Genomic DNA, 25,833 nt, shown 5'->3' with positions numbered 1-25,833 from the left:
ACCGGCACAATCTGAACGCGACGGAGATGAAAAAGGCCGCTTTCGCGGCCTTGAGATTGGCGATAGATGCAACTTTTACTCGGCATCCTCCCCGGCCGCTCCCGCAGCCTTGATCGACCTCGGCTACCTGTTGGTGAAATTGACCAGGTCGGCCATGGTGAAATGCCGCGCCTCGGCGCTCGGCAATGTCGGCCGCCATTTCGGCCATTGCGCTAGGAAGGAATGCCGATCCTCGCGGATCAGGCCGGCGATGACCTCGGCGATGATCGTGCCGCCGACCGGCCCGAGATGCTCGCTGTTTCCAAAGATCTCCGCCTCGCGCAGGATGTAGAACCACAACGGCGCGTTATCCTTGAAAATCCCGGGGTGATCGCTCAGCAACGCGCCGCGCGCCCGCTTCCTCTCGGCATCCTCGCTGTCGAACAGCTGCTCATCCGACAGCGCCTCCATTTCCATATGGCGCGCCACCGCCTGGCCGGAAGGCAATCCGAGCCGCCAGCCGCGCAGCAGGTTCAAGGCGGCGAGCGCCCTGCGGATATGGATCGGCTCCCTTTGGTGATCGGGCAGGCTCGTCAGCGGATCGACCAACGTCGTATCGAGCTTGTAGGAGGGCTGCGGCAGGACTGCGCCAGCCGGCGGCGTCCCTTCGGGCGCGACCCCGTCGAAGAAGAAGGCCCAGTCGATCGCCCAGAAGTCGGGCAACTCGCGAAAACCGTTCAAATTTGCCCGCGGGTGCTGGATCACGTCAGTCAGAGAGAAAATCGGAATGCGATTGAACTTTGCCTTTTTCCCGTTGAACCGCTGCTCGATCGGGTCGGGCTTCGTGACGGTTCCGTTCAGCGAATAGCTCGGTCTCACCATTGTATGACCGTATCGGTACGCCGCCACCGAGAATTCGACGGGGATGAAGGCGTAGCGGCCCTGTGGATTGTAGAAGCGGACATTCGGCTTTTCGCCTCTGCCGACGATGACGCGCTCGTAGGTCTCCTTGCCGATGATACGGGGCAGGAAATCATGCAGGACAATCCACTGGTAGTGCCAGCGCACCGTCTGCTGACAGAGCCCGAAATCGCGGCTGCGCAGCGTATCGACGACCTTGTTGTGAAATCTGAGGAAGGTGGCGTGGAGCTGCGAGACGATCACGTTTTCGTCGTTGCGCTTGTCGCCTAGCAGCGCGCGCCGGATCTTGGCCGCGTTCCTCGGCAGGTCGGGGCGGTTTTTCCTTGCGCCGTCAAAATCCTTGTCGTCTCCGAGCAACAGATGAAGTTCGTCGTCCTCGTAGAGGAAAGGTTGATCGGCCGGCCCCGAACCATAGACGGAATCCAAGTCGAGGCGCGGCGTGCGGAAATCCTGCAGGGCATCGGGATCGTTGAAGCGGTCGAGCGACGAGACTGGATCGAATGTGATGTCATGATCGAGAAACTGACCGAAATAGGTGAAGCCGGCAGGAATTGCCGGGTTCTCGTCTTCGGGCTCCCGCTCGTCAAGCGCGACGTCGACGGGTTTTCCCTCTTCGATCTTCTCGGCGAACTCCCCCTGGAACATCGTTTTCGCAAGATCGGTGAGTGCGTCCTCGGTAAATGCGGCGGCCGGCAGGTTGCGGAACATCCTCCCGAACCTCTGGTCGCGAACACTCGATTGCGCGACGCTATCCATGCCTCTTACTGGCGAACCATGCTTGCTGCGAGCCATTTCGGCCTCCCTCGGTTACTGAACTGGAATGCGGCAGCGGTGCGATGAGGGCAGCGATATTCGATGCGGAGGACTGAGATCCTCGAATTCGGGGAGACACACGGCGGCCATGCCAAGGCCGCCGCGGCCGTGGTCCCGGATAGTTTGCCAAATTGGAGAATTATGGTGGCTTCCGCAACGACAGCAATCGCTATCTTCGAAATACCATGCCCTCACCTACAACCTGAATGAAGCATAGCGTAAGGTAAATTGCAATGATATTCGCTTGAAGATTGAATCTGCTGCTTTTTATCAAACACATCAGCCAGGTATATCAGCCTGAAGATCTTGGAATTCCGCCGGCCCACGATCCTCTCTACTCGAAAGGATCATGCTGCGTCGCGATCCGCGCATCTGACGCGATGACGGCGCCACAACGAAAAGAGCCGTCGTTGCGGCTCTTTTCCTGACGTTCCGGTCTGAAGCCGTTGTGAGGCCGTTACTTCGCTCTTGCCTTCACGCGGCCCGCGTATACCTCGTCTCGGCCCGCGGCTCGGCGCGCAGGCGGAAATTCGAAAGCAGCGTCTTCAACTGGGTGCTCTCATCGGCGAGCGTGCGGCTTGCCGCCGTCGTCTCCTCGACCATTGCCGCGTTCTGCTGCGTCATCTGGTCCATATGATTGACGGAGCCGTTGATCTCGTTCAGCCCGGTGGACTGCTCGCGGGCCGCCGTCGCAATCGATACCACGTGGTCGTTGACCTGGTTGACCAGCGCCTCGATTTCCAGCAGCGCCTCGCCCGTCGAGCGCACCAGCGCCACCCCGCCCTCGACTTCCGTTGCCGACCGGCTGATCAGCTCCTTGATCTCCTTGGCAGCATTCGCCGAGCGCTGGGCAAGTTCGCGCACCTCTTGGGCGACGACGGCAAAGCCGCGGCCCGCCTCGCCCGCCCGCGCCGCCTCGACGCCGGCATTCAGCGCCAGCAGGTTGGTCTGGAAGGCGATCTCGTCGATGACAGAGATGATCTGGTTGATGCGGCTCGACGATTCCTCGATCCGGCCCATCGCCGTCACCGCATTGCGGACGATATCGCCGGAGCGGCCGGCGCTGGCTTTGGTTTCGGCCACCATCGCGCGCGCCTCGTTCGCCCGCTCGGATGCCGTCTTGACCGTCGCAGTGATCTCGTCGAGCGCTGCCGCCGTCTCCTCGAGGGCTGCCGCCTGCTGTTCCGTGCGCTTCGACAGGTTGCCGGTCGCCTCGCTGATGTCGGAAGCGCTTTCATTGACGACGTGGCTCGATTCGGCGATTGCGTGGATAACGCCGTTCAACGCGTCGACGGCGGCGTTGAAATCGCCCCTGAGCTTGGCGTAATCCTCGCCGATATCGTCGATCGCAACCGTCAGATCGCCGCCTGCGAGCTTTTCCAGGCCAACGCCGAGCGCCTGCATTGCCCGGTTTTGCCGGTCGGAGGCCGAGCGCAGGCTTGCCTCGTTGCCGCGTCGCTCATCCTCGATCTGCCGCTGCCTTTCATCTTCCCGTCCGCGCAGCGCGCTGCGTTCGTCGACGGAGTCGCGCAGCACCAGCAATGCCTTGGCCATCTGGCCGATCTCGTCGCGCCGGTCGCTGCCGGCGATCTCTACCGATGCCTCTTCGGCGGCGATCGCGTTCATCGCCGCCTTCAGCCGGGCGATCGGCGCCGTGACGCTACGCACGATGGCGTAGGCGATGGCAATCGTGGCCGCGGCCCCGAGCAGGCAGAGCACCGCCGCCCAGATCGCGTTCTGATGATAAAGCGCGGCAAGGTCATCAGCATAGACGCCGGTGCCGACGATCCAGCCCCAGGGCTCAAAACCGGCGACATAGGAATATTTCAGCACCGGCTGATCGGCGCCCGGCTTCGGCCAGTAATAGTCGACGAAGCCCTTGCCATCCTTCTTCACCTTGTTGACAAATTCGACGAACAGGAATTTGCCGTTCGGGTCCTTCATCTGCGAGATATCAGTGCCATTCAGCGCCGGCTTGATCGGGTGCATCACCATGGTGGGATGCATGTCGTTGATCCAGAAATAACCGTCGGCGCCGTAGCGCATCGCACCGATCACGTCCTTGGCGGCCGCCTGCGCCTGTTCGCGGGTCATCGTGCCCGCCTGCTCCATCTTGTAATATTTGTCGAAGATGCCGAGCGCCGTCGCATCCATCTGCGCCAACCCCGCCTTCCGCTCCGCTTCCAGCTCGGAATAGGAATAGTTCAAAAAGAAGATCATCGTCGCTGCGAGTACGGCAAGCGTAAATCCGACGAGGCAGTAGAGGCGGGTGGAAATCTTGACGTTGCGCATGAGGTTCCCAGCGATTCTCGTAAATGAGGTAGACCCATCTTGGATTGCCGGAATTACTGGAGCGTAAAGCTTAATTAGAAGATGATTAAATACCGTAAGGGAAGGCCGAAGCACTCGAAATCAACTGTTTGAAATCGAATGAAATTTCAATCGGAAACGGCTGCAATATATTTCCCGGCGGTTAGCTGGAGCGCCCGGCCATGCCGTCTTTTACAGCCCACAGCCTTTGCACTAGGCTATCGTCCAGTGAATCGCCGGCCGATGGCCCGCACCAGATGGAGATCCCTTGATGACCGATGCCGCCAAGCCGAGAGGCGAACTGACGCTCAGGACGCTTGCCATGCCGGGCGATGCAAATCCGGCCGGCGATATCTTCGGCGGCTGGGTCATGGCGCAGATGGACCTTGCCTCAGGCATCCGCGCCACCGAGCGCGCCAGAGGCCGCGTCGTCACCGCCGCCGTCAAGGAAATGGCCTTCGAGCTACCGGTCAAGATCGGCGACACGCTGTCGGTCTATACCGATATCGATCGCGTCGGCCGCACCTCGATCACGCTGATCGTCGAAGCTTGGGCGCACCGTGCACGTTACGCCAAGATGGAAAAGGTGACCGCCGGCACATTCATCATGGTGGCGCTCGACGAAGACGGCAAACCGAAACAAGTCCCCGAAGCGTGACAGACCAGGGGTCGAGAGCATGGAAACGGTCGGCTCGCCGGAGGTCTTCCTTCACATCAAGGTGGTGATGGGCATGGTCATCAGCCTTTCGCTTGCCAGAATGCTGACCGGCGTTGCCGGTATCGTCCAGCATCCCGCCAAGGCCAAAGTCTATTCCGTCCATCTTGGCTGGGCGCTGTCGATGTTTCTGTTCATCATCCATATCTGGTGGTGGGAATATCGCCTGCAGGCCGTGCCGGCAATCGGCTTCGGGATCTACCTATTCCTCGTCTGCTTCTGCAGCCTGTTCTTCCTGCTCTGCGCCCTGCTCTTTCCGGCGAGCCTCGATGAATATGGCGGCTACGAGGAATATTTCATTTCCCGCCGCAAATGGTTCTTCGGCATCCTCGGCCTCACCTACGCCGTCGATATTCTCGACACGGCGATCAAGGGCCATGAGCGCATCCTCGCGCTCGGCTGGGAATATCCCGCCCGAAACATCGTCTATATCCTCCTCTGCGCCATCGCCGCCTGGACCCCTAACCGTCGCTTCCATGCCGCCTTCATCACCGCCAACCTCGTCTATCAGGTCAGCTTCATCTTTAGGCTTTATGATGTGCTGGGGTGAGACGCGATCCCGCAAAGCGGGAGCAATCGATCCAGTGAATCGATTGCAGCGTCGAACGCCCTGAGCCCAAGCGAAGGGCCGGGCGGCGGCTTGCTGCCTCTTATCCCCAGCGGGAAGAAGAGGTGCAGCCACTCACCCACGCAAAAACTGCGACCCCTTGTCAAACCCCAACCCCGGAAAGATCTTCCCCGTCAGATCATCCACACCGACATCGAACTGCCGATACAACATCGCCGCGGCGAGTTCACGCACATCGGCGGTCGGCATCAGGTCGCGGTCGTCGAGCAGCTGACCGTCGCCGATGCCCGGCCAGCGGCCAAGGATGCGGCCGCCGTTGATGGCGCCGCCGGCAAGCAGGGCGCATCCGCCGGTGCCGTGGTCGGTGCCGGCGGAGCCGTTCTGGCGGGCGGTGCGGCCGAATTCGGTCATGGCGAGCACCACCGTCTTTGCCCAGATTTCGGCCCCAAGCGTCGTCTTCAGCGTGTTGATCGCCTGCGCCAGATCCTGCACCGGCCGCTTGAACTGGCCGGCCTGGCCGATATGCGTGTCCCAGCCGGTGATCGAGAAGCTGGCGATGCGGTAGTCGTCCTTCAGCATGTTGGCCGCAAGCGCTGCCACGTCGGCGGTCTTTTCGCCGCGCTGGCCATCCGGCTCGACCATCATCGAGGCGGAGTCAGCCCGCGTTGCTTCGGCAAGTGCAGCGGCAAACGGCGGATCACCGGCATAGAGCCGCGTCAGGAATTGCATCTCGTCGCGCGCCGGCGCCAGATTGGAATCCGACGCCCAGACGTCGACGTCGTTCGGGCCGGAGAGGATCAGCTCGGTCGAGGTGTTGACGTCGATCGCCTTGCGTGCATCCGAGCGCGGAATGACGGCGAGCGCTCGGTTCAGCCAGCCGGTCTTTTCCTCGGCGACATGTTCGCCGCCGGATTCCAGCATGTCCTGCCCGTCGAAATGGCTGCGCTGGTCGCGATAGGGCGTCGACACCGCGTGCACGAAGGCAAGCTCCCGGCTCTTCCACAGCGGCATCAGGTCGGCAGCGGCGGGATTGAGGCCGAAATGCCCATCGAGATCGAGAAGCCCAGTGTCGGGCGTCAGCGCCAGCGTCGGTCTGAGCGCGGCAAAACCCGCATCGCCATAGGGCTGCACCAGGTCCAACCCGTCCATCGCGCCGCGCAACACGATGGTGACGAAACGGTTGTCTCCCGGCATCGCCGCGAAGGTGAGCGGCGTGAAGACGGGGGCGGCGGCCAGACAACAGGCGGACGCTAGAAAGCCTCTGCGGGACAGTGAAATCCGGTTCATCGACAGCGTCATGGGCGGGCCTCCTATCGGCGGTTGAATTCGGGCGATGCCAGCACCAGCGTCAGGCCGCTGATCTTGTTCGGCGCCTGCGACACGACGCGGATCGTCTCGTCGCGCGCCGCATCGGCAAGCGTCGATTTCAGAAATTCGCGCGGATCCTCGTCGCGCCCAAATTGCGCCGCCGCCCGCCTTGCCCAAGCCAGCCGCTCGGCAAGCTGGCTGCCGGTAATCCAGGTGGAGAAACCTTCCTCGAAGCCGGCCGGGCTCGGCGGCAGCCAGGTCGGCTGGCCCATGCGCTTCAGCGCCCCCTGCCCCAACGCCCGCGCCGTCCGGAAGGCCTTGAGCCGCGTGTCCCTCGCCTCGCCGGCGGGACCCGTCGCTATAGGCGACCCTGCCATTCCAGGCGTATTCGCCGCCATGTCGCCCTCATCAGTGCCTTGCTGGTTGGCCGCCAGGAAACTGCCGACGACGCCGTTGACTGGCCCCGCATTCAGCGCCCTCAGACCTGCAATGACATAGTCGAAAGGCTGGCGCGCCTTGGCCCCTTCGTCACGCCAGGCGGCAGGATGGTCGAGCATGGCGGTGTAGACGGCGATGAGATCACCATCCGTCTTCTTCCAGACCATGGCCATGTCGGACACCATCCCCTCGTCGGGCTGGTCGGAGATAAAGTGCACTGCAAGCTTGCGGCTGATATGCGCCGCCGTCTTCGGGTGGACGGCGAGATCGTCGAGCATGTCGAGATAGTCGTCGCGCGAGCGCCGCCGCCCGCCATAGCTGACGCCGAGCACCTCATGCGTACCGGGCTCTGAGATATTCGGCCGGAAGGCGATGTCCATCTCCTTGCGGTCGATGGTGAGCCCCGTCAGCACCATGGCCGCCGCCGTGACATCCGCCTGGCTGTAGCCGCTGCCGGCGCCGAGCGTGTGCAGTTCCAGCAGTTCGCGGCCGAGATTTTCGTTCAGTCCCTTGTTGCGCTTGATGCCGCCGGCTGAATCCGGCCCCAGCGAATCCGCCTGGTCGAGATAGATCAGCATGGCCGGATGGGCGGTGGCACTGCGCAGCAGATCACCGAACCGGCCCGACATGAACGGCCGGATAGCCTCGGCCTCGTAGAGCGGCACGATGAGACGCATCGGCAAGCTCTTATTGGCGCTGGTGGAGAAATGATCGGTCCAGAAGGTCGCCAGCCGCTCGTAGAAGCCGTACGGCGACAGCACCGCCTGCATCAGCCGCAGATTTACATCGTGCTGAAACTGCTGCTGCGCTTGCCGCTGCACGCCCTTCCGCATCTCGCGCTGCGTCGTATCGTCGGTCACCGACTTGGCGTCCTGGCGGATTTGCTTCAGCTGCTCCTGCAGGCTGAGGATCGCGCGGTGGCGCGTCTCGGGACCGCCGAGCGGAAAGTCCGGCGTTGCCGCTGCCCCCTTGCTGAGCTGGCCGATCAGGTCGTCCTTGCTTTGCGGCGGCGCCTCACCCGGCCGGAAACCATAGCCGAACCGGATCGCCGCCATCGTCGGGAAAGAGAGGCTCATGGCCGGTCAACTCCTGATCACGTGGTAGTGACAAGCTGCCAGCCGATTGCGACGCCAATCTGTAGGAAATGTGGCGATTTCCGGACATGGACGATTTGTAATCTGTTGAAAAAACTAAAGTTTATGCCCGGAAGATAAAGGATGCCCCGATCGCGATGAGCGCGAAGCCGATCGCATGATTCCACGTCAGGTTCTCGCCGAGCCAAAAGATCGAGAAGCCGGCAAAGACCAGCAGCGTGATCACCTCCTGCATCGTCTTCAACTGCGCCGTCGTATAGACTGCCGAGCCGATACGGTTGGCCGGTACCGCCAGGCAATATTCGAAAAAGGCAATGCCCCAGCTGACCAGGATGGCAAGGAAGATGGCACTGCCCTTGTGCTTGAGATGCCCGTACCAGGCAAAGGTCATGAAGATGTTGGAGGCAAACAGCATGACAACGGGCCAGAGGGCGGCGGGAGAAAACGACATGGAATAACTCGGGGCTGTGGAGGGGAAATAGCTGATCCGGAGAGATACCGGCGGGCCTTACCTAGCACGCCGCCATCTGACGGCAAGCCCCAAGGCTCGGGCCAATCGTCTCACGCCACCGAGATGTCGCCGGCCGGCCTTTGCTTGTGCCTTGCCGCCGGCCTCCATCGCGATTGGCATGGTCGGGGCATCGCACCACGGCTCTAGGGGCGGCGGCATCCCCGACGCCCCTCATGCTGAGGCGCGCAGCCCGAGAGGGCGGAGCCTCGAAGCACACGCCAACATTACTTCTTGCATTCATTCGGTGCCGGCGCGCCCGCCTCGTCCTTCGAGGCCCTGCCGGGCACCTCAGGATGAGGCTCTCCGGGGCGCCGGCGCATGCTCGCTGTCTCAGGGGCCGTTATACCGACACACCTAACCGCCGCCCGGCACCCTGCCCCGGCACGCCCACGCCACCGATGCGAACGACCGCGGGCCATCCGGCTCGCCGGCATCGTAAGCGGCCCTGACGGCTGTATCGACCGCTTTTCGCTTCGCCGGGTCCAGCCCCGCAATATACTTGCCGAGTGGTCCCTCGCCGGCGGCGATTGGGTCCCAATAGTCCCCAAAGGAAAGATATTCCATCCGGATCAGCAACGAAGTCTCCTCGACATCGGCAAGACCCTGCGCGATGAAGCTCTCCTTCATTTCCCCCGGCCGCATCATCGGCTGGAAACAATATTTGCGGCGTAAGGGCAGCGCGTTTTCGTCAAGCATCGCCACCGTATCCCACATCATCCTCATGCCGGACATGCCGCCATAATGGTCCCAGACGGCGGCCGCGACCACGCCGCCCGGGCGCACGACACGGGCCATCTCGGACACTGCCTTTCCCGCCTCGGGCACGAAATGCAGCACGAGCAGCGATATCGCCCTGTCGAAGCGATTATCCTCGAAGGGAAGCGCGCAGGCATCGCCCTGCCGGATCGTGATCCGCCGATCGGTGTTGCGCCGCGTTGCGGCCTCGATGAAAACCGGCGAATAGTCGACACCGACGATCTCCTGCAAGCTCGGCTTTTCCGCCAGCGTAAAGGTCAGGCTGCCGGTGCCGCAGCCGACATCGAGCACGCGATCCCCATCCGCCAACCCGGCGAAATCGATCAGCATCGGCGCCAGCCTCTTGCTCCAGCGCCCCATCAGCAGTTCATAACCATCCGCACTTTCGACATTGAAACTCGACGGCATCGAAGCCTCCCCTTCAAGGACGATGCGTGTCAATATGGCCCCCCGACGGGCCGGCGCAAGCGGATAGTCATTCCCATACTTGTTATGGAATCCGCGCGCTGATTTTTCTATCCGGCAAAGCCTATGCTCCGCCTACCCTTGCCGCCGTCACACCCCCTCCAGCACCACCTTGCCATCGAGGCTTTCGATCAGCGTCGAACTCGCCTGGTTGAGGCCGGCAACCTCCACGGCGATGCCATGCGCCCGGAAGCGCTGCACGACCTTGTCGAGTGCGGCAACGGCGGTGATGTCCCAGAAATGCGCCTCGGAGACGTCGATCAGCACGGTCTTGCCAACAGCGTCCTGAACGTCGAACGCCTCGACGAAGACGTCGGCCGAGGCAAAGAACACCTGGCCGGACACGCGGTAGATGCGTTGCCCGGCGGCTTGATCGGGCGCCACCTCGATGCGCAGCAGGCGGGCGACCTTGAAGGTGAAGAACACGCCGCTGAGCAGCACCCCGACCGTCACCCCGAGCGCCAGGTTGGCGGTGAAGACGGTGACGACGACGGTCGTCACCGTGACGGCGCTCGACATTCGGGGATGGACGACGACCGCTTTAAGCGACGACCAGTCGAAGGTGTCGATCGAGACCATGACCATGATCGCCACCAGCGCGGCGACGGGAACCTCGGAGACCCATGGCTTCAGCAGCACCATCAGGATCAGCAGGAAGGCGCCGGCAAACAGCGTCGAGAGCCGGCTGCGCCCGCCGTATTTCACGTTGCTCACCGTCTGGCCGATCATGCCGCAGCCGGCAATGCCGCCGAACAGGCTCGCGGCTGCATTGGCAAGGCCAAGACCCGTGCATTCGCGGTTCTTCGAACTCGGCGTATCCGTGAGATCGTCGACGACGCTCGCCGTCATCATCGATTCCAGCAGCCCGACCATGGCGATGGCAAGTGCGGGTCCGGCGATGATCCGGAGGGTTTCCAGCGTCAGCGGCACCGCCGGCCAGCCGAACACCGGAAGCGAATCCGGCAGTTTGCCGAGATCGGCGACGGTGAGAACAGGGAGCCCGAACCCGATCGAGGCGACGGTCAGGATCAGAACGCAGATCAACGGCGACGGGATCGCCGTCGTGATCCGCGGCGTCAGATAGATGATAGCAAGCCCGGCACTCAGCACGGCATATTCCGTCCAGCCGGCGCCGATGATGTGCGGCATCTGCGCAGCAAAGATCAGGATGGCAAGCGCATTGACAAAGCCGGTGCGCACGGATTTCGACACGAAGCGCATCAGCACGCCGAGCCGCAGCAGGCCGAACACGATCTGCATCAGCCCCGCCAGCAGCCCGGCCGCGAAGAGATAGGGCAAGCCGTGGGCATGCACCAGCGGTGCCGCGACCAGTGCGACCGACCCGGCCGCCGCCGAAATCATCGCCGGGCGTCCGCCGGTGAACGCAATGACGATGCCGATGACGAAAGAGGCAAACAGGCCGACCTCGGGATCGACCCCCGCCACGAATGAAAAGGCGATGACCTCGGGGATCAGGGCGAAAGTCGCAACCGCACCGGCAAGCATTTCGCGCGTGGGATTGGCGGACCAATCACGACGGATGGAGGAAAGCAGCATGGATAGAGTCTCGCAAAGCATGGCCGGGCTCGCTCTATCGAGCGGTCGTGTCGCGACATGCAGGTTTTGCGTTATCTGGCGGATCGGCGGCCAGAAGAGCCACCCGGGGTCTCACCGGGTCCGTGGTGAATGTCCGTGGTATAGACGAGATTTTTGCTGCAGCGCAACATTCAATTTCGCAGGGATGAAAGCGAAAGCTGCGAGCGAAATTGATGCGCCGCTTGCGATCGTGCCGGACGGGGCGATGAAAACTCGCCGCGAAGGTCCTCCTGCGCGATGGCGCGACTGGAGCCGAAGCCACCCTCACTGCCAGAGAAAGTCCGGGCCTGTGCTCTGGGACGTAAGCTTGAGTGTGCCGTCCGGCTGAACCACATAGCTTTCGAAAACACGGTAACCGAATTGACCGAGAAAGGTATGTTTGACCACAGTTCCCGGACGATAGGGTGAATGAATGACCTTTCCCCGATAGGTGAGGCTACCCGAAAGAGGCTGCGGGTCTTGCGCGCTGGCGCAGGCCGTGAGGGTGAAGAGAATGGCAACGAGTGTGTGCTTCATCCGGATCATCTCCCTGGAAGGTCCAGCGACGTGCACGACGTCAATCTCCTTCTTATCAGATCGCTGCCCTGCTGCGGTCGAAATCTTTGCGTCGGGCCGCCTCTGCCCGCGAGAGCGCGCTGACAATCCTTTCCTCGGAGAAAGGCTTGGAGATCACATCGAACGCTCCAGCGATACCGTTGCCGACACTCTCAGGACTGCCGGTCACGAAAATAACGTCCACGCCGAAGCGGTCGATCAGCCGACGGGCAAGCTGAGCGCCGCTCAGCCCGTCGGAGAGGTTGAGATCGACCAGCGCCACATCGCTTTTCTGAGCATAGGCGAGAGCTTGCTCAACCGTCGAAACCGGCCCGATTGTCTGGTGCCCGGCCTCTTGCGCAATGCGTTCGAGCTCCAACGCAATAGTATTCTCATCTTCAACGATCATGACCTTCATGGCTAAGCCTCCTCACCAAAGCCGGGTGCTCGGGCACACTGCCGGTAACGGGTACAACGCCGTCGACCCAAAATGTTTCCACTCTGCATTGAATTTCTTTCGGACATCAGACGCCGCCGCTGGCTAATCCTCCACTGCAGCAGCAGAATGCCGTCCAACGGCGCTTCGCCGTAGGAGACAGCCCGGAACACATCACAGAGGACGAAGGCGCAAAAGTTCCAGCCGCACCGGGCTCGATACGGCAGTGAGCGCTCTTCTGTCAGGTGTTTTTATGGTGGCGCTGCTGAATGCTGGCGGAAAGCGGATTTGTGCCGAGTCGGCGGCCCACCTGCCCGCCACCGTGACCGGCAAGGCAACGTCCCATGGCGGGAGATCCAATGATTTGACAGCGCCTTGCGGCGGACCGAAGCCCTTGGCCTCCGGTCCGCCGCAACTCGACCTCGCTCACGGTTTCGTATTTGCACTTTCGGCCCGGAACGCCGCCTCGCCGGCGTCGGAGACATCGACCCACTTCTTGTCCGGCTCGGCGTCTGCCACATAAGCGTCGTTCCAGTTCCACCATTTGTAGGTCGGGGTCTGAGGATAGCCCTCGGGCGAATCCTCCCAGACTTCCTGGCGGCCGAGTGGCGTGATATCGAGGTAGTTCCAGGTGCCGCCCATCTGCTCATCGCCGCGGTTGTTGATGAAATAGGTGCGGAAGATGCGCTCGCCGTCGCGGTAGAACACGTTGGTGCCGTGCCACTCGTCGACGCCGAAATCCTTGTCGAAACTGTCGGTGATCGTCACCCATGGTATCGTCCAGCCCATCCGCGCTTTCAGCCGGGCGATGTCGGCCTGCGGCGCGCGTGAGGCAAATACCAGCGTCGTATCGCGGGCGTTGAGATGGGCGACGTGAGCCACTTGATCGGCCACCATCGAGCAGCCGCGGCAGGCATGCTCGGGCCAGCCGAAGACGCCTGGCTCGTAGAAGGCGCGGTAGACGATCAGCTGGCGACGGCCCTCAAACAGTTCGGGCAGGCTGACCTTGCCCTGGGGTCCCTCGAACGCATAGGCCTTTTCGACCGCCATCCACGGCATGCGCCGGCGCTCGGCGGCCAGCGCATCGCGCGCACGGGTCTGCGCCTTTTCCTTTACCAGCATCTGCTCGCGCGCCGCCTCCCAGGCCTCCAGCGCCACGACCGCCGGTCTCTGCATGCTCTGTCCTCTCTTTCCATTTTCGGCTGAAGCAGTCATGGCTCAATCTCCTCGTTGGGGCGAATTCCCGCGCCTCGAAGCCCGGCTCATCGCGCGTTGTTCGGACATAGTCTCGCATCGGAAATCGAACAGTGGGAGTAACAAGTGTGACCGTATTCCCATTGCCCCGATCGCAGCCGCAGCGCCGGTCCGGATGATGCGTGAACAGGTGCTGGATGGAGCGCGTCAATGACGCCGTCGCCCTGGATGTCTTCGCCCTCGACGATGATATCGCCGAGATGGATGCCGATCCGGAACTCGAGCCCGTGCTCCGGAAGGGCCACGGCGTTGTGCGTGGCTTTCCGCTGCTGGACCTCCACCGCGCAACGCAAGGCATCGACGACGCTCTGGAATTCGACCAGCGAACCATCGCCCATGGTTTTGACCAGCCGGCCATGGTGACGCTCGATCGCCGGCTCGAAGACATCATTCTGGTCCGCCTGAAAACGCGCACGCGTGACCTCTTCGTCGATCTGGCTCAATCGACTGTAACCGACGACATCGGCGATTAGGATAGCTGCAAGACGGCGCTCCATCCCCGGTCTTTCCTGGAGAGCGAAGGTATTGTTAACAACATCCTATAGTAGGTCCCATCGCGATGCTATCGTCGCACCCGCGCAATAGTCGAATTGGCGGCGAGCGGTCCGATAAGAATGGCGCCAGACGAAATACTTCAAGCCATCGCAGCCTTCGACTATCAGCAGAGTTGCCAAAAGCAGGCGAGTATCGGAAGCTTGTTTTTTGGCTATAAGGCGACGGATTGTTCGATATGACCACAGCCTCTTCCAGTCGGCAGACCAGCCACGGCAGCGCCAGGATCTGCCGCGGCTGCTGGGACCAGATGCATATGCCGATCCCGATCGGCGGCCCGCTCGCCTTGCCGTTCCGCGCCTTGGGCATCACCCGCAGCAAGATGAACCCCGATATCTGCACGATCTGCGAACGTTCCTTTCAATACGTCAAGAAGCAGCGCCAGATCACCGTCGACGCGACCATCCTGTTTGCCGATATCAGGGGCTTCACGGATCTGTCGGAGCGCATCGAGGCTGTGCAACTGAGCGAGATCGTCAGCCTGTTCCAGGATCGCTGCGCCCAGGCGATCTGGGCGCATGACGGCATCGTCAACAAGCAGATGGGCGACGGCCTGATGGCGATCTTCAATTTCCCGATCGTCCGCAACGATCACGCCGTCGCCGCGATCCGGGCCGCGCAGGAGATCCAGCGAAACTGCGCCGCGGCGCTGAACGGCCTGGTGCTCGACACATTGCCCGGCCGCACCCTCGGCGTCGGCGTCGGCATCCATTCCGGCGAGGTGCAGATCGGCGAATTCTCGAGCTTCCGCAGTGATTTCACCGCGATCGGCGGCATCGTCAACCAGGCGGCCAGGCTTGAATCCCAAGCCGCGGCGGGCGAGATTCTGATCTCTGCGGAAACGGCGACGAAGGCTCCCGACCTCGCAGCAGGCGCCGAAACGCGCATGCTTGCGCTGAAGGGCATCGAACAGCCGGTGCAAGCAAGCGTGCTGGTGAAGGGCTGAAGTACCGCACCTCTTTTTTCACGCTTTGATTGCTGGGGGAACCGACTGTAAGCGGGTTAACTCAGGAACAAGCGAAGGGATCTCTGGTTCTGACGACGTCCGAAAGGTGCTCGGCGAGGCTGCCAAGCGCCCCGCCGCTTCCTCAGTACTTCATGTTGCGTAATTCCGGAAAATCATAATAACGCAGCAGCTTATCATGGCAGCGATAGTCGTTCTTTTTCAGGTACAATATCATGTTGTGTTGCAAGCCCAGGCCGATATAGGACCAGTTCGGATTGCTGCGTTCCGTCGTGCGCGTGCAATAAGCGTATATCTGCTTTTCCGGATTCAGCAGAACCACGCTGGAAATCTCCGCCTTTACGAAGTTCCCCGGTTTAATGGTTCCCCGCAGAGCGTCGATGTACTCGCGTCGAACTGCGCTGGAAGGCGGCCGCTGGGAATCTGTAACGGACTGCGGCGCTGGCGTTTGGCAGCCGGTCAGCGCCAGCAGAGCGGCGCAGACAAGGAATTTGTTTTTCATTCAGTTGGATCTTCCTCTATTAAAATCGATAGATCGAGCTTTCCGGATGGCGGCGCTACCACGACGCTGGAGGCATGCCGCGCCGCCGGTCAACAAGGCCTGGAACGGCGACGCGGCCCGAGCCCTCGTCTCTTTCGTCAGGTCTTCATGCCGTTCATCTCAGGAAACGGGTAGTAACGCAGCCGCTTGTCGCGGCATCGATCGTCATTCGCCGTTGCGCCCAGCACTTTGCCCTCTGTGAACGAGACCCCGAGATAGGCCCAGTCTCCCCAGCTGTGCTTCGGCACCACCCGGACACAGTAAGCATAGATCTGTTTTTCGGGATCGAGCAGAACGACGCTGGATATGCGCGCCCAGACGACTTCTCCTGCTTCGTGTCTATAGCTTCTCTTGAACACAATATTGATGAAGTTCTGCCGGACTTCATTTGAGGGCGGACGCTGGGACTCTGCCACGGATTGCGACACCGGGGCGTTGCAGCCGGCGAGCGCCAGCAGAGCAGCGCAAACAAAGACTTTTATTCTCATTTCTTAAAGTCTCCAAAGAATCGGAGCGCATGTACGCTGCCTATTCCCACAAACACAGCGGGAATAATATTTGCAATACATGGCAAGAAATATCGTTGGCGTCACCGGCTGTCGACCGCATGACCGGCATCGTCCTCATGATCATCGATCGGCACGCCGGCTTCCAGCGCCGCAAGGATAAAGGCCTGCCTCACCGTCTCGGCCGGCATGCGCCCGGCAAGCCAGGCGCGGCAGAAATCAATCGTTCTCTGCTGATGGACGCCGCCATGGATCGGCCAGTCCGAGACGAGGGCATAAAGCGCATCCTGCGGCGTGCGGAGAACCAGCCGTTCGCCGATTTCAAGATCGATGGAAATCGGTTTTCCCCAGAAGGACGGATGGTCGCTAATGGCAATAACACCTGAAGCTGAATTGACCAGGAATAACTGCGGAAGACCGATCTCGGTTCCAGTGTGCGCCCGGATGGTATCACTATTGAAAGGCCGGGTACGCCGACATTGGAAGGATGCAAGAAGCAGCGTTGCGGCGCGTCCTTCGAGGCTCCGTCCGATGGACTGCGCACCTCAGGAAGAGGAGCGTTGGAGGATGCCGCGCCAGCGCTCAAGAGAGATCTTGAGATAACCGCCGGCGCCCAAGAGAGCCTTATCCTGAGGTGGCCCGCAGGGGCCCCGAAGGACGATGCGGGTGCGCCGGCTTAGCGGCGCCACGTCCCTAGGTGCCCTGGCAACGAAGCCGCGGCCGCCCGTTGTCAGGCGGGCAACTTGCAGCCCTTGCTCATACCAGCGGACTGCATGGCGGAAACCTTGCCTTTCGACGCGGCAATCTCGCCTTCCTTGTCTCCCCCCGCAACGCTGCCGATTGGGACGCCGACGAGAAAGACGCCGAAGGCATCGCCGTTCGCCGCACTGATCTGCTGCTTCGACAAGTCGTCCAGCTTAGCTCTCTCCTTTTTCAGTTCGACAGCGAGAGCTTCGCAGCCAAGGTTCGTATAAGCCGCCATCGGAATATCGACCTGCACGATGGCGTCAGGACGTTTGGCGCAACTGGCCAGTGCAGCGGTCGCCGCGAATGCGATAATGATCTTTTTCATTAATGGTCCCCGATTCCCGCAATAGCTGTAACATTGCCGCCCTCAGCGCGGGAGGTGATCCGCTTTTCAACCACAGACTTTTTATTTATGTACTCGGGAAAACCTCATTGCAGCCTCTTTGCCAACATTCCGCGCCCAACATTATTCGCCAATCTGAACGATTCATTCGTTTCCCTTTTGTACTCTTTCCCTCTTCCCTTTCGCGCTAACTCTCTCCATATTCCCGCCATGGCCAAATCTCCGAAGAAATCCCCCGCCCCGAATGGCTTCGAGGAAGCCCCGCAATCGTCCTTCGAGGGCGCTCCGCTGTCGGGTTCCGTCGCCGATTGGGTAAAGCAGCTGGAGGCAGATGCCGAAAGCTCCGGCGTCGAGTCGCAGCGCGAAATCGCCTCAAAGGCGGGCAAGCACCGCAAGAAGGTGGAAAATGAGGCGCGCAAGCATTCGGAGGCCGTCGGCGTCAACAAGAAGGTGGAGATTGCCGCTTCAAAAAGCGCCCGTGGAACTTCGATGGGCGGTTCCACCGACCCGAAGACGCGCGCCGCCGCCGGCCTCAACCCCGTCTCCGGCATGGATACGACGCTGGAGGAAGCCTCGTCGTTGCAGGCCGGCACCGCCGTCACCGCCACCGTCGAGGCGCTGTCGGCGCTGATCGAGAGCGGCAATCCGCTGCACAAGAACGGCAAGATCTGGACGCCGCACCGCCCTGCCCGGCCCGACAAATCCGAAGGCGGCATTACGATCCGCATGCAGTCGGATTACGAGCCGGCCGGCGACCAGCCGACCGCCATCCGCGATCTCGTCGAGGGGCTGGAGAACGGCGACCGCAGCCAGGTGCTGCTCGGCGTCACCGGCTCGGGCAAGACCTTCACCATGGCCAAGGTGATCGAGGCGACGCAGCGCCCGGCCGTCATCCTGGCGCCGAACAAGACGCTGGCCGCCCAGCTCTATTCCGAATTCAAGAACTTCTTCCCCGACAATGCGGTGGAATATTTCGTTTCCTACTACGATTATTACCAGCCGGAAGCCTACGTGCCGCGCTCCGACACCTATATCGAGAAGGAAAGCTCGATCAACGAGCAGATCGACCGCATGCGCCACTCGGCGACGCGCTCGCTGCTCGAGCGCGACGACTGCATCATCGTCGCCTCTGTTTCCTGCATCTACGGTATCGGCTCGGTCGAGACCTATACGGCGATGACCTTCCAGATGTCGGTCGGCGACCGGCTGGACCAACGCCAGCTGCTGGCCGACCTCGTCGCCCAGCAATATAAGCGCCGCGACATGGATTTCACCCGTGGTAGCTTTCGGGTGCGCGGCGATACGATCGAGCTTTTCCCCGCCCACTTGGAGGATGCCGCCTGGCGCATCTCGATGTTCGGCGACGAGATCGACGCCATCACCGAGTTCGACCCGCTGACCGGCCAGAAGGTCGGCGACCTGAAATCGGTGAAGATCTACGCCAATTCGCACTATGTCACTCCGCGCCCGACGCTGAACGGCGCCATCAAGTCGATCAAGGAGGAGCTCAGGCTTCGCCTGACCGAGCTGGAGAAGGCCGGCCGCCTGCTGGAGGCGCAGCGCCTGGAGCAGCGCACCCGCTACGATATCGAAATGCTCGAAGCCACAGGCTCCTGCCAGGGCATCGAGAATTATTCCCGTTATCTCACCGGCCGCGACCCCGGCGATCCGCCGCCGACGCTGTTCGAATACATCCCCGACAATGCCCTCGTCTTCATCGACGAAAGCCATGTCACCGTGCCGCAGATCGGCGGCATGTACCGAGGCGACTTCCGCCGTAAGGCGACGCTGGCCGAATACGGCTTCCGCCTGCCCTCCTGCATGGACAACCGGCCGCTGCGTTTCGAGGAATGGGACGCCATGCGCCCCGACACCATCGCCGTCTCGGCGACACCGGGCGGCTGGGAGATGGAGCAATCAGGCGGCGTCTTCGCCGAACAGGTGATCCGCCCGACCGGCCTGATCGACCCGCCGGTCGAGGTCCGCGCGGCCCGCAGCCAGGTCGACGACGTACTCGGCGAAATCCGCGAAACATCCGCCAAGGGTTACCGCACCCTCTGCACCGTGCTGACCAAGCGCATGGCCGAGGACCTGACCGAATATCTGCATGAGCAGGGCGTGCGCGTCCGCTACATGCACTCCGACATCGACACGCTTGAACGCATCGAAATCCTCCGCGATCTGCGCCTCGGTGCCTTCGACGTGCTGGTCGGCATCAACCTTTTGCGCGAAGGCCTCGACATTCCCGAATGCGGCTTCGTCGCCATCCTCGACGCCGACAAGGAAGGTTTTCTGCGCTCCGAGACCTCGCTGATCCAGACCATTGGTCGTGCCGCGCGTAACGTCGACGGCAAGGTCATTCTCTATGCCGACCAGGTCACCGGCTCGATGAAGCGGGCGATGGAGGAAACCAGCCGCCGTCGCGAAAAGCAGATGATCTATAACCAGGAGCACGGCATCACCCCGGAATCGGTCAAGGCCAGGATCTCCGACATCCTCGACAGCGTCTACGAACGCGACCACGTCCGCGCCGATATATCAGGCGTCTCCGGCAAGGGCTTCGCCGATGGCGGCAACCTCGTCGGCAACAACCTGCAGACCCATCTCAACGCCCTCGAAAAGAGCATGCGCGACGCCGCCGCCGACCTCGACTTCGAAAAGGCCGCCCGCCTGCGCGACGAAATTAAACGCCTCAAGGCAGTGGAACTCGCCGCCATGGACGACCCGATGGCCCGCGAGGAAGCGAAGGCGATGGAGGGCAAAAGCGGCCGCCCCAATGGTAAGAACAAAGCAGCGCGCTCGAGTAACAGCCCTCATGGTGAGGAGGCCCAGGGGGCCGTCTCGAACCACGAGGGCGGGCGTGGAACCTCCTACTTCGCCAAACCCTCGATCGACGACATGGGCCCAGGCACTGACACCGCCACTCCGCTCTTCCGCAAACCCGCCCTCGACGACATGGGCCGCGACATCGCCGAACCCGCCAAGAAGGGCCTGTTCCGCAAGAACGACCTCGACGAAATGACTGTCGGCCGAACGGAAAAGCCAGTCATCGGGCATGTGCCGGAAAAGCCGGATGCCGCCAAGGCCACGAAGCGGTTTTCACCGTTGCTTGAGGGGCAGCCGGAGCGCGATGACGTGCGTCCGGTCGTACGCGGGAAGACGGGTGTGGGGAGCTATGAGGATCCGGGCGAGCAGAAGCGCAAGGGACGGACGAAGGGGAAGACTGGGCGGCCGGGGCGGTGAGGCAAGCGCAGCGCCGAGTGACCGTGCCCACTCCGCAAATTTACGAACACGGCGAACACCACCTCCCTTCACCCACACCCCGTCCTCCCCGTCCCCGCCACCAGCGCAAAATAAATCCGCTCCACCCGACAGGCAGCACTCCTGGCGCTCGCCTCAAACCCCGCCGCCGGCCATCCGCGTCGAGGGCTGCCGTCGGCCGCGATCAGCCAGTACCAGCGCTCGTCTGACCCCGTCAGATCGATCTTGAAGATCCGCCCCATGCAGACATCGCCATGGAACCCGATGAAATCGTCGCCGGCCTTCTCCTTCCAGGAGTGCCGCCATCTTCCCCTCGGCGTCTCGCCGCTGATGACCATCTCCCAGCTCTTCCACCCGTTATAGTCCGATTGCGCCGTCAGCGAGCCATCATAGGGTTTCGGCTCGATCTGCAGGCAGCTTTCCAAAAACTCCGCGACCGAGTTGCAAACGGTGCTCCATGCCTCGTCATTGTGCCAGGTCAGCTTGTAGGCGAACTCATCGGAGACATTCTTCAAGGCTGCGGCGACGGCAGAGGCGACGCCTTCCCTGCTCGCCGGTTCGCCGTGCAGCCTGATGTGGAGATAGGTGCAGAGAAAATCTGCCGTATCTCGCGCGATCGGCTCGATGACATCGAGCTTTCGGCGCTTGCCAACCTCATAGCCGCCAAAATCCCGAATACGACGCTGAGGCTGTTTGCGAAGGGCATTATTGAGGAACGACCTTAGGAGCGTTCCGATATCGTCTTGCATGCGTTTCCTCTCCTCATGAGGATGTCTCTGCCGCATGGTTTCGTGAATGGCTCCGCCCGAGCCGGTAAAGTCAGATCAGCGTCGGTTCCGGATCGTCCTCGACCTCTTCGATGATCTCCGGCCTGTCGTTCTTCGGAGAGCCGACATCCCGACCGATCTTCCACATCGACATCTGTTCGGATGGGAAAGGTTTCATGAGATCGTTTGGGTCCGGCTCGGCGGACAGCCATCTCTCGTAATCCGCGCGATGCAGGATGACGGGCATGCGGTCATGGATCGTCGCCATCATCTCGTTCGGCTCGCAGGTGATGACGGCGAAGCTGCGGATGGACACGCCCTTCTCGTCCGTCCACGTCTCCCAGATGCCGGCGAGCGCAAAAGGCGAGCCGTCTTTCATGGCGATGGCATAGGGCTGCTTGTTCTTGCCGGTGCCGTGAATGTCCTTCCATTCGAAGAAGCCATTGATCGGAATGAGGCAGCGACGCGACCGGTATGCCGAGCGGAACATGCCGTTGCCGCTGATGGTCTCGCCTCGAACATTGACCGGCGGTGGCCTGCCGCCGGGCTTGGCCCAGGAAGGCATCAGACCCCAGCGCGCGGTCGCGAATATGGGGCCCGACGTATCGGGTTCGCGCACGATATCCCTGATGATAATAGGATAATCTTGCGACGGCGCTCCATTCCAGCGGGGAAAACGATTTCCCAGCCCGTCGATATCCCCACCCTTCACGGCAAAGGCGAAATTGCTGATCAATTCTTCAAGCGAAGTTTTAACGAAGATACGTCCGCACATCTTACTCTCTGCCGATGGAATATGAGATGTTCTGATTATGTTCTCGACAGAGACGTCGTCAACGAAGCGTCAGTTGCACCCGTTCAGGAATGCTCCTTCGCGGCCCTGAGGACACAGAAATGAAGGATGAGAGGTGGGCGCCCTCACGTCGAGGCTGAGAGGAGGCCTGCCCCAGCAATCGATCCCATTGCGAAGCAGGCGGAATCGGCAGAAAAACACTCCCGGCAAGCGACGCGACAAATGAATCGGAATCCACCCATGCCAGAACTCCGTATCGATCCGTTTCCCTCGCCCGCCGAACTCAACGCCCTCTTGTCAGCAGCCTGGAGCACGCCTGAAGCACCGGATTTCTCCCGCATCCTGCCCCGCAGCCTCGCCCATATCGGCGCCTACCACGACGATCAGCTCATCGGCTTCGTCAACGTCGCATGGGATGGCGGCATCCATGCCTTTATCCTCGATACCTCGGTTCACCCCGACATTCGCCGGCAGGGGATCGCGACGCGGTTGGTCAGGGAAGCGACCAGAGTTGCGCGGGAGCGCGGCGCTGAGTGGCTGCATGTCGACTTCCAGCCGCACCTGACCGGCTTCTACCGCGGCTGCGGATTTTCCCCCACCGAGGCAGGACTCATCAAGCTCAAGTAAGACCTCCCGCGCGGGAATGCAGGAACACGTCGAAGCCAGCACCAACCTGCGATGGTGGCTCGGATGAGCCGCAGCGCGGCGCCGCCGAAAACCCGCTTCAAAACACAATTTTTCCGAGAGTACCTCGGCTGAAAATAAAAAATCATACTATTTAGCAGACCAAAATATCCCTTTGAGTTCTCAAATTAAAATGCGTCTCACAGTATCTTATCCTTAGTTTTTCATTAAAAAAGCAATGAAAAGATACAATTTTGCATTGAAAACTTAATAGGGGATTGGCATAGATCCCCAGGGGGCTGTCGTCCGTTGAAGCTGCAAGAACAGTTCTACTGAGGATTTCTCATTTTCATAGAATGCAAGCATCTATTGGGGTAGGTTTAATATGGCCTTGAATATTCTGGACACCAACGGCGCAACGATTACCAAGACGGTCGCCGAGTTCGAAGCTTACGACGTTATCCGCCACTCCGCCGCCAGCCCTTCCTCGGCTGTCACTCTGGTCGTCTCGGATTCAGGGGTGGCCGATCTGGCCGACGAGTTGGGTTCGGTCTCCGCGAATGTGACGGGCTCAAGCAGCGACAATGCGATCACGACAGGCGCAGGCAACGATGACATCAATGGCGGCGACGGCGCAGACACGCTGAATGGGGGCGCCGGAAACGATCAGCTTCGTGGCGGTGATGGCAATGACACGCTGAATGGCGGTGCTGGCAATGACTTACTCGCGGGCAGAGATGGCAATGATATTCTGAATGGCGGTGACGGCAATGACCAGCTTGTAGACGACGTCGGAAATGACGTCATCAGAGGCGGCGCGGGCAACGATACGATCTCCGATGGTGACGCCGGCGGCCGTACCCCTGAAGTCTTCGACATCAATGCGGGCGACGGCGACGATGCCATAAGCGTGAAGGCTCAGGGCTCCGGAACAATCGACGGCGGCGCCGGGATCGATACTCTCCAAGCGTTTGAGCTAAGAGGCCTGACGATCAAGAACATCGAAGTCCTTGAAACGGTGGGATATTGGGTTGCCGGTTCAAGCGCGCAGTTCGAAAGCTTTGACAAGATCGTCTGGTCGACAGATCCGGCCCATCACTTTAACGCCGCACTGGCAGTCACGGACAGCGCCCACCTCGATCTTTCCGACGAACTGGGAAATCTTGGAGCTTTTGTCACCGGTTATGTCTCCGGCATCGACGTCAAGACCGGCGGCGGCGACGACGAATTTACCGGCACCGACGGCGACGACATTTTCGACGGCAGCGGCGGCAACGACATCCTCAATGGCAAGGCCGGCAATGACAAATTGACCGGCGGCGCCGGCAACGACACCATTGATGGCGGCGCCGGCATCGACACGGCGTTCTTCGCCGGCAATTTTGCCAATTATTCCCTGGCATTGAGCAATGACAGTCACATCCTGACCAGCGCCGCCGAAGGGACGGATACGCTGCATGACGTCGAATTCGCGCGCTTTGCCGACGGCGTCTACGATTTCGCCACCGAAAAGTTCACACCAGACGGCAGCAACGCCGCGCCGACCAATATCCAGCTTTCGAAAACCACCCTCTCAGAGAACACCCCGATCTGGACCACGCTCGGCCTGCTCAGCGCCAAGGACGCCGATGGTGACACCCTCACCTACAAGCTCATCGACGGCGCCGACGATCACTTCCGCCTGAATGGCAACCGCATCGTCACCTCGAAGGCTTTGGACTACGAGACGGCCAATTCGTACACGATCAAGGTCGCTGTCTCCGACGGCAAAGTCACGGTCGAAAAGGACATCACGATCAACGTCCTCGACGTCAACGAGGCCCCGGTCAACAAGGCGCCGATCAATCTCGCCTTCTCGCGCGGCTCGATCTCCGAGAATGTCGCGATCGGCACATCGGTCTGCCTTCTCTCCGCCATGGATCCGGAAGGCGGCGCGGTGAAGTGGCGGCTGACTGACGATGCGGACGGCATCTTCAAGCTCGTCGGCAACAAGATCCAGACGAAGGCGGCGATCGACTTCGAAAGCAACCACAGCCTGACCTTCACCGCCGAAGCCTATGACGCGGCTGGAAACACCACCAGCCACGATTTCACCATCGCTGTGAAAGACGTCTTCGAGCCGTCGTTTACGAGCCTGTCGCATGAAGCGTTGATATAACCGCGATACGATCGCCGGTGGACGCAGAGAAGCGTCACCGGCGATCCCGACCAAAAGACGGAACTCGCGTCTGGCGACCATAGTCCCATCGGCCGAACTTTCCTGGCGATCGCCCGCAGACAACAGCCGGAGACGACAAGGCTGACGGCCGTGCCGGGCAACCCTTTCCAAAATGCAGCTCCACCTGGACGCCCGTTTCGGTTATGATTTCTGCTCATCCGAGGAGAGCCCGCATGCGCCTGCCCACATTCATCCTCGCCCTTGCCGCGTCGGCGCTCGCCGCCCTGCCCGCATCGGCCGAGACTTACAAGACACCGAAGGCGCTGCTCAAGGCGCTCTACAGTTACAACACCGACAACAGCGACGCCGAGGCGCCCTCGCCGTATTCGATCTTCTTCTCCGACCATCTGAACGAGCTCCTCCAGGCCGATCTCGACAACACGCCCGATGGCGATGTCGGCGCGATCGACTTCGATCCCGTCATCGCGGGCCAGGACGGCGCGGCGAGCGACGTCAGGATCGGCCAGCCGAGCCTGCTGGATGATAAGGCCGAGGTGGAGGTGCAGTTCGAAAACAGCGACGAGGTGACGCTCTTCTACACGCTGGTGCGGCAGCACGGTGGCTGGAAGGTCGAGGACATCGCCAATCAGAAGGGGAATAATCCGTGGAGCCTAAGCGGGTTGCTGGGTGATGCGCAGTAGGCGGACGGGATGAAAAACACTAAGGCGGTGCGATATACCTCTTCTCCCCAGCGGGGAGAGCGACTGTCTTATTTGTCAAGCGTTTTGCCATGGTCGTCCGTCCCTGATGATGGCATTGAGGATGGTGAGCAGCTTGCGCATAGTTGCGACGGTTGCGACGATCTTGGGCTTGCCGGCC

At 61.3% G+C, this 25,833-nt stretch carries 23 protein-coding genes, 2 pseudogenes and 1 other annotated feature; of the genes and pseudogenes, 7 read left to right on the top strand and 18 right to left on the bottom strand.

Features of this window, described 5'->3' with window-relative positions; translation table 11 throughout:
• Positions 1 to 123 precede the first annotated feature (123 nt).
• On the bottom strand, positions 124 to 1,692 hold the full coding sequence (locus HJB89_RS31815; protein WP_259672166.1) for a heme peroxidase family protein: 1,569 nt from the start codon (positions 1,690 to 1,692) through the stop codon (positions 124 to 126).
• 495 nt (positions 1,693 to 2,187) lie between these two features.
• Positions 2,188 to 4,005, bottom strand: coding sequence for a methyl-accepting chemotaxis protein (locus HJB89_RS31810; RefSeq protein WP_221150966.1), 1,818 nt, complete (start codon positions 4,003 to 4,005; stop codon positions 2,188 to 2,190).
• A 289-nt stretch (positions 4,006 to 4,294) separates the two neighbouring features.
• Between HJB89_RS31810 and HJB89_RS31805 the strand changes: the two genes are divergently transcribed.
• Together HJB89_RS31805 and HJB89_RS31800 are read left to right on the top strand one after the other, a co-directional pair.
• Positions 4,295 to 4,681: an acyl-CoA thioesterase gene (locus tag HJB89_RS31805; RefSeq protein WP_164012065.1), complete on the top strand. Its 387-nt coding sequence runs from the start codon at positions 4,295 to 4,297 to the stop codon at positions 4,679 to 4,681.
• Between the two features lie 19 nt (positions 4,682 to 4,700).
• Complete coding sequence (locus HJB89_RS31800; protein WP_221150965.1) at positions 4,701 to 5,288, top strand: hypothetical protein; 588 nt, start codon at positions 4,701 to 4,703, stop codon at positions 5,286 to 5,288.
• Between the two features lie 132 nt (positions 5,289 to 5,420).
• Here the strand turns inward: HJB89_RS31800 and HJB89_RS31795 are convergent, their stop codons facing one another.
• The 9 genes and pseudogenes from HJB89_RS31795 to HJB89_RS31755 form a co-directional block, all read right to left on the bottom strand.
• Complete coding sequence (locus tag HJB89_RS31795) at positions 5,421 to 6,605, bottom strand: DUF1501 domain-containing protein (protein WP_221150964.1); 1,185 nt, start codon at positions 6,603 to 6,605, stop codon at positions 5,421 to 5,423.
• Between the two features lie 11 nt (positions 6,606 to 6,616).
• The gene (locus HJB89_RS31790; protein ID WP_221150963.1) at positions 6,617 to 8,128 is read right to left on the bottom strand and encodes a DUF1800 family protein; all 1,512 of its coding nucleotides are present in this window, start codon (positions 8,126 to 8,128) and stop codon (positions 6,617 to 6,619) included.
• Positions 8,129 to 8,249: 121 nt separating this feature from the next.
• On the bottom strand, positions 8,250 to 8,597 hold the full coding sequence (locus HJB89_RS31785; RefSeq protein ID WP_164012071.1) for a DMT family protein: 348 nt from the start codon (positions 8,595 to 8,597) through the stop codon (positions 8,250 to 8,252).
• Between the two features lie 414 nt (positions 8,598 to 9,011).
• On the bottom strand, positions 9,012 to 9,821 hold the full coding sequence (locus tag HJB89_RS31780; protein WP_221150962.1) for a class I SAM-dependent methyltransferase: 810 nt from the start codon (positions 9,819 to 9,821) through the stop codon (positions 9,012 to 9,014).
• Positions 9,822 to 9,968: 147 nt separating this feature from the next.
• Positions 9,969 to 11,435, bottom strand: coding sequence for a SulP family inorganic anion transporter (locus tag HJB89_RS31775; protein ID WP_221150961.1), 1,467 nt, complete (start codon positions 11,433 to 11,435; stop codon positions 9,969 to 9,971).
• Between the two features lie 69 nt (positions 11,436 to 11,504).
• Positions 11,505 to 11,560, bottom strand: a sequence feature (sul1 is cis-regulatory element that is thought to sense ions involved in sulfur or methionine metabolism; They are found in Alphaproteobacteria).
• Positions 11,561 to 11,738: 178 nt separating this feature from the next.
• Positions 11,739 to 11,990, bottom strand: a complete 252-nt coding sequence (locus tag HJB89_RS31770; protein ID WP_207580864.1) for a hypothetical protein — start codon at positions 11,988 to 11,990, stop codon at positions 11,739 to 11,741.
• A gap of 55 nt (positions 11,991 to 12,045) precedes the next feature.
• A complete protein-coding gene (locus HJB89_RS31765; protein ID WP_207580865.1) occupies positions 12,046 to 12,426 on the bottom strand; it encodes a response regulator in 381 nt (126 codons plus the stop codon).
• Positions 12,427 to 12,870: 444 nt separating this feature from the next.
• Positions 12,871 to 13,659, bottom strand: a complete 789-nt coding sequence (locus HJB89_RS31760) for a thioredoxin family protein (RefSeq protein ID WP_221117601.1) — start codon at positions 13,657 to 13,659, stop codon at positions 12,871 to 12,873.
• A gap of 191 nt (positions 13,660 to 13,850) precedes the next feature.
• A pseudogene (locus HJB89_RS31755) lies at positions 13,851 to 14,195 on the bottom strand (adenylate/guanylate cyclase domain-containing protein); the annotation flags it as partial.
• Between the two features lie 233 nt (positions 14,196 to 14,428).
• Here HJB89_RS31755 and HJB89_RS31750 point away from each other — a divergent pair.
• On the top strand, positions 14,429 to 15,196 hold the full coding sequence (locus tag HJB89_RS31750) for an adenylate/guanylate cyclase domain-containing protein (RefSeq protein WP_207580867.1): 768 nt from the start codon (positions 14,429 to 14,431) through the stop codon (positions 15,194 to 15,196).
• A 142-nt stretch (positions 15,197 to 15,338) separates the two neighbouring features.
• Here HJB89_RS31750 and HJB89_RS31745 read toward each other — a convergent pair whose 3' ends face one another.
• From HJB89_RS31745 to HJB89_RS31730, 4 genes are all read right to left on the bottom strand, one after another.
• Complete coding sequence (locus HJB89_RS31745) at positions 15,339 to 15,716, bottom strand: hypothetical protein (protein ID WP_207580868.1); 378 nt, start codon at positions 15,714 to 15,716, stop codon at positions 15,339 to 15,341.
• Between the two features lie 137 nt (positions 15,717 to 15,853).
• Entirely contained in the window at positions 15,854 to 16,243 is a 390-nt protein-coding gene (locus HJB89_RS31740) for a hypothetical protein (RefSeq protein ID WP_207580869.1), read from the bottom strand.
• A gap of 101 nt (positions 16,244 to 16,344) precedes the next feature.
• Positions 16,345 to 16,569, bottom strand: coding sequence for a DUF982 domain-containing protein (locus HJB89_RS31735; RefSeq protein ID WP_259672168.1), 225 nt, complete (start codon positions 16,567 to 16,569; stop codon positions 16,345 to 16,347).
• A gap of 422 nt (positions 16,570 to 16,991) precedes the next feature.
• Entirely contained in the window at positions 16,992 to 17,333 is a 342-nt protein-coding gene (locus HJB89_RS31730; protein ID WP_207580870.1) for a hypothetical protein, read from the bottom strand.
• A 228-nt stretch (positions 17,334 to 17,561) separates the two neighbouring features.
• Here HJB89_RS31730 and uvrB point away from each other — a divergent pair, with 228 nt between their 5' ends.
• Entirely contained in the window at positions 17,562 to 20,594 is a 3,033-nt protein-coding gene (gene uvrB / locus HJB89_RS31725) for an excinuclease ABC subunit UvrB (RefSeq protein WP_221117599.1), read from the top strand.
• Positions 20,595 to 20,662: 68 nt separating this feature from the next.
• Here the strand turns inward: uvrB and HJB89_RS31720 are convergent, their stop codons facing one another.
• On the bottom strand, positions 20,663 to 21,361 hold the full coding sequence (locus HJB89_RS31720) for a hypothetical protein (RefSeq protein ID WP_221117598.1): 699 nt from the start codon (positions 21,359 to 21,361) through the stop codon (positions 20,663 to 20,665).
• 70 nt (positions 21,362 to 21,431) lie between these two features.
• The gene (locus HJB89_RS31715; RefSeq protein WP_221117597.1) at positions 21,432 to 22,154 is read right to left on the bottom strand and encodes an SOS response-associated peptidase; all 723 of its coding nucleotides are present in this window, start codon (positions 22,152 to 22,154) and stop codon (positions 21,432 to 21,434) included.
• A 258-nt stretch (positions 22,155 to 22,412) separates the two neighbouring features.
• Here HJB89_RS31715 and HJB89_RS31710 point away from each other — a divergent pair, with 258 nt between their 5' ends.
• The 3 genes from HJB89_RS31710 (at position 22,413) to HJB89_RS31700 (ending at position 25,655) form a co-directional block, all read left to right on the top strand.
• On the top strand, positions 22,413 to 22,799 hold the full coding sequence (locus HJB89_RS31710; protein WP_405049249.1) for a GNAT family N-acetyltransferase: 387 nt from the start codon (positions 22,413 to 22,415) through the stop codon (positions 22,797 to 22,799).
• 382 nt (positions 22,800 to 23,181) lie between these two features.
• Complete coding sequence (locus tag HJB89_RS31705; RefSeq protein WP_221117595.1) at positions 23,182 to 24,954, top strand: cadherin domain-containing protein; 1,773 nt, start codon at positions 23,182 to 23,184, stop codon at positions 24,952 to 24,954.
• A 233-nt stretch (positions 24,955 to 25,187) separates the two neighbouring features.
• Positions 25,188 to 25,655: a DUF3828 domain-containing protein gene (locus HJB89_RS31700; RefSeq protein ID WP_221150960.1), complete on the top strand. Its 468-nt coding sequence runs from the start codon at positions 25,188 to 25,190 to the stop codon at positions 25,653 to 25,655.
• A gap of 75 nt (positions 25,656 to 25,730) precedes the next feature.
• Here the strand turns inward: HJB89_RS31700 and HJB89_RS31695 are convergent.
• Positions 25,731 to 25,833 (bottom strand): annotated as a pseudogene (locus HJB89_RS31695) (IS110 family transposase); the annotation flags it as partial.

It is taken from the genome of Rhizobium sp. NZLR8, assembly GCF_019685025.1.
In the GTDB taxonomy this organism is placed as follows: domain Bacteria; phylum Pseudomonadota; class Alphaproteobacteria; order Rhizobiales; family Rhizobiaceae; genus Rhizobium.
The sequence above is the reverse complement of the archived record's forward strand: the minus strand, read 5'-3'. Positions and strand labels throughout refer to the sequence as shown.

Excerpts from the sequence above, each read along its gene's own strand:
- HJB89_RS31800 (WP_221150965.1), top strand. The coding sequence starts at position 4,701 with ATGGAAACGGTCGGCTCGCCGGAGGTCTTCCTTCACATCAAGGTGGTG.
- HJB89_RS31780 (WP_221150962.1), bottom strand. The coding sequence starts at position 9,821 with ATGCCGTCGAGTTTCAATGTCGAAAGTGCGGATGGTTATGAACTGCTG.
- HJB89_RS31810 (WP_221150966.1), bottom strand. The coding sequence starts at position 4,005 with ATGCGCAACGTCAAGATTTCCACCCGCCTCTACTGCCTCGTCGGATTT.
- HJB89_RS31700 (WP_221150960.1), top strand. The coding sequence starts at position 25,188 with ATGCGCCTGCCCACATTCATCCTCGCCCTTGCCGCGTCGGCGCTCGCC.
- HJB89_RS31710 (WP_405049249.1), top strand. The coding sequence starts at position 22,413 with ATGCCAGAACTCCGTATCGATCCGTTTCCCTCGCCCGCCGAACTCAAC.
- HJB89_RS31745 (WP_207580868.1), bottom strand. The coding sequence starts at position 15,716 with ATGAAAAACAAATTCCTTGTCTGCGCCGCTCTGCTGGCGCTGACCGGC.
- HJB89_RS31775 (WP_221150961.1), bottom strand. The coding sequence starts at position 11,435 with ATGCTGCTTTCCTCCATCCGTCGTGATTGGTCCGCCAATCCCACGCGC.
- HJB89_RS31770 (WP_207580864.1), bottom strand. The coding sequence starts at position 11,990 with ATGAAGCACACACTCGTTGCCATTCTCTTCACCCTCACGGCCTGCGCC.
- HJB89_RS31795 (WP_221150964.1), bottom strand. The coding sequence starts at position 6,605 with ATGACGCTGTCGATGAACCGGATTTCACTGTCCCGCAGAGGCTTTCTA.
- HJB89_RS31815 (WP_259672166.1), bottom strand. The coding sequence starts at position 1,692 with ATGGCTCGCAGCAAGCATGGTTCGCCAGTAAGAGGCATGGATAGCGTC.
- HJB89_RS31765 (WP_207580865.1), bottom strand. The coding sequence starts at position 12,426 with ATGAAGGTCATGATCGTTGAAGATGAGAATACTATTGCGTTGGAGCTC.
- HJB89_RS31760 (WP_221117601.1), bottom strand. The coding sequence starts at position 13,659 with ATGACTGCTTCAGCCGAAAATGGAAAGAGAGGACAGAGCATGCAGAGA.
- HJB89_RS31720 (WP_221117598.1), bottom strand. The coding sequence starts at position 21,361 with ATGCAAGACGATATCGGAACGCTCCTAAGGTCGTTCCTCAATAATGCC.
- HJB89_RS31805 (WP_164012065.1), top strand. The coding sequence starts at position 4,295 with ATGACCGATGCCGCCAAGCCGAGAGGCGAACTGACGCTCAGGACGCTT.
- HJB89_RS31730 (WP_207580870.1), bottom strand. The coding sequence starts at position 17,333 with ATGAAAAAGATCATTATCGCATTCGCGGCGACCGCTGCACTGGCCAGT.
- HJB89_RS31705 (WP_221117595.1), top strand. The coding sequence starts at position 23,182 with ATGGCCTTGAATATTCTGGACACCAACGGCGCAACGATTACCAAGACG.
- uvrB (WP_221117599.1), top strand. The coding sequence starts at position 17,562 with ATGGCCAAATCTCCGAAGAAATCCCCCGCCCCGAATGGCTTCGAGGAA.
- HJB89_RS31750 (WP_207580867.1), top strand. The coding sequence starts at position 14,429 with ATGACCACAGCCTCTTCCAGTCGGCAGACCAGCCACGGCAGCGCCAGG.
- HJB89_RS31790 (WP_221150963.1), bottom strand. The coding sequence starts at position 8,128 with ATGAGCCTCTCTTTCCCGACGATGGCGGCGATCCGGTTCGGCTATGGT.
- HJB89_RS31740 (WP_207580869.1), bottom strand. The coding sequence starts at position 16,243 with ATGAGAATAAAAGTCTTTGTTTGCGCTGCTCTGCTGGCGCTCGCCGGC.
- HJB89_RS31715 (WP_221117597.1), bottom strand. The coding sequence starts at position 22,154 with ATGTGCGGACGTATCTTCGTTAAAACTTCGCTTGAAGAATTGATCAGC.
- HJB89_RS31785 (WP_164012071.1), bottom strand. The coding sequence starts at position 8,597 with ATGTCGTTTTCTCCCGCCGCCCTCTGGCCCGTTGTCATGCTGTTTGCC.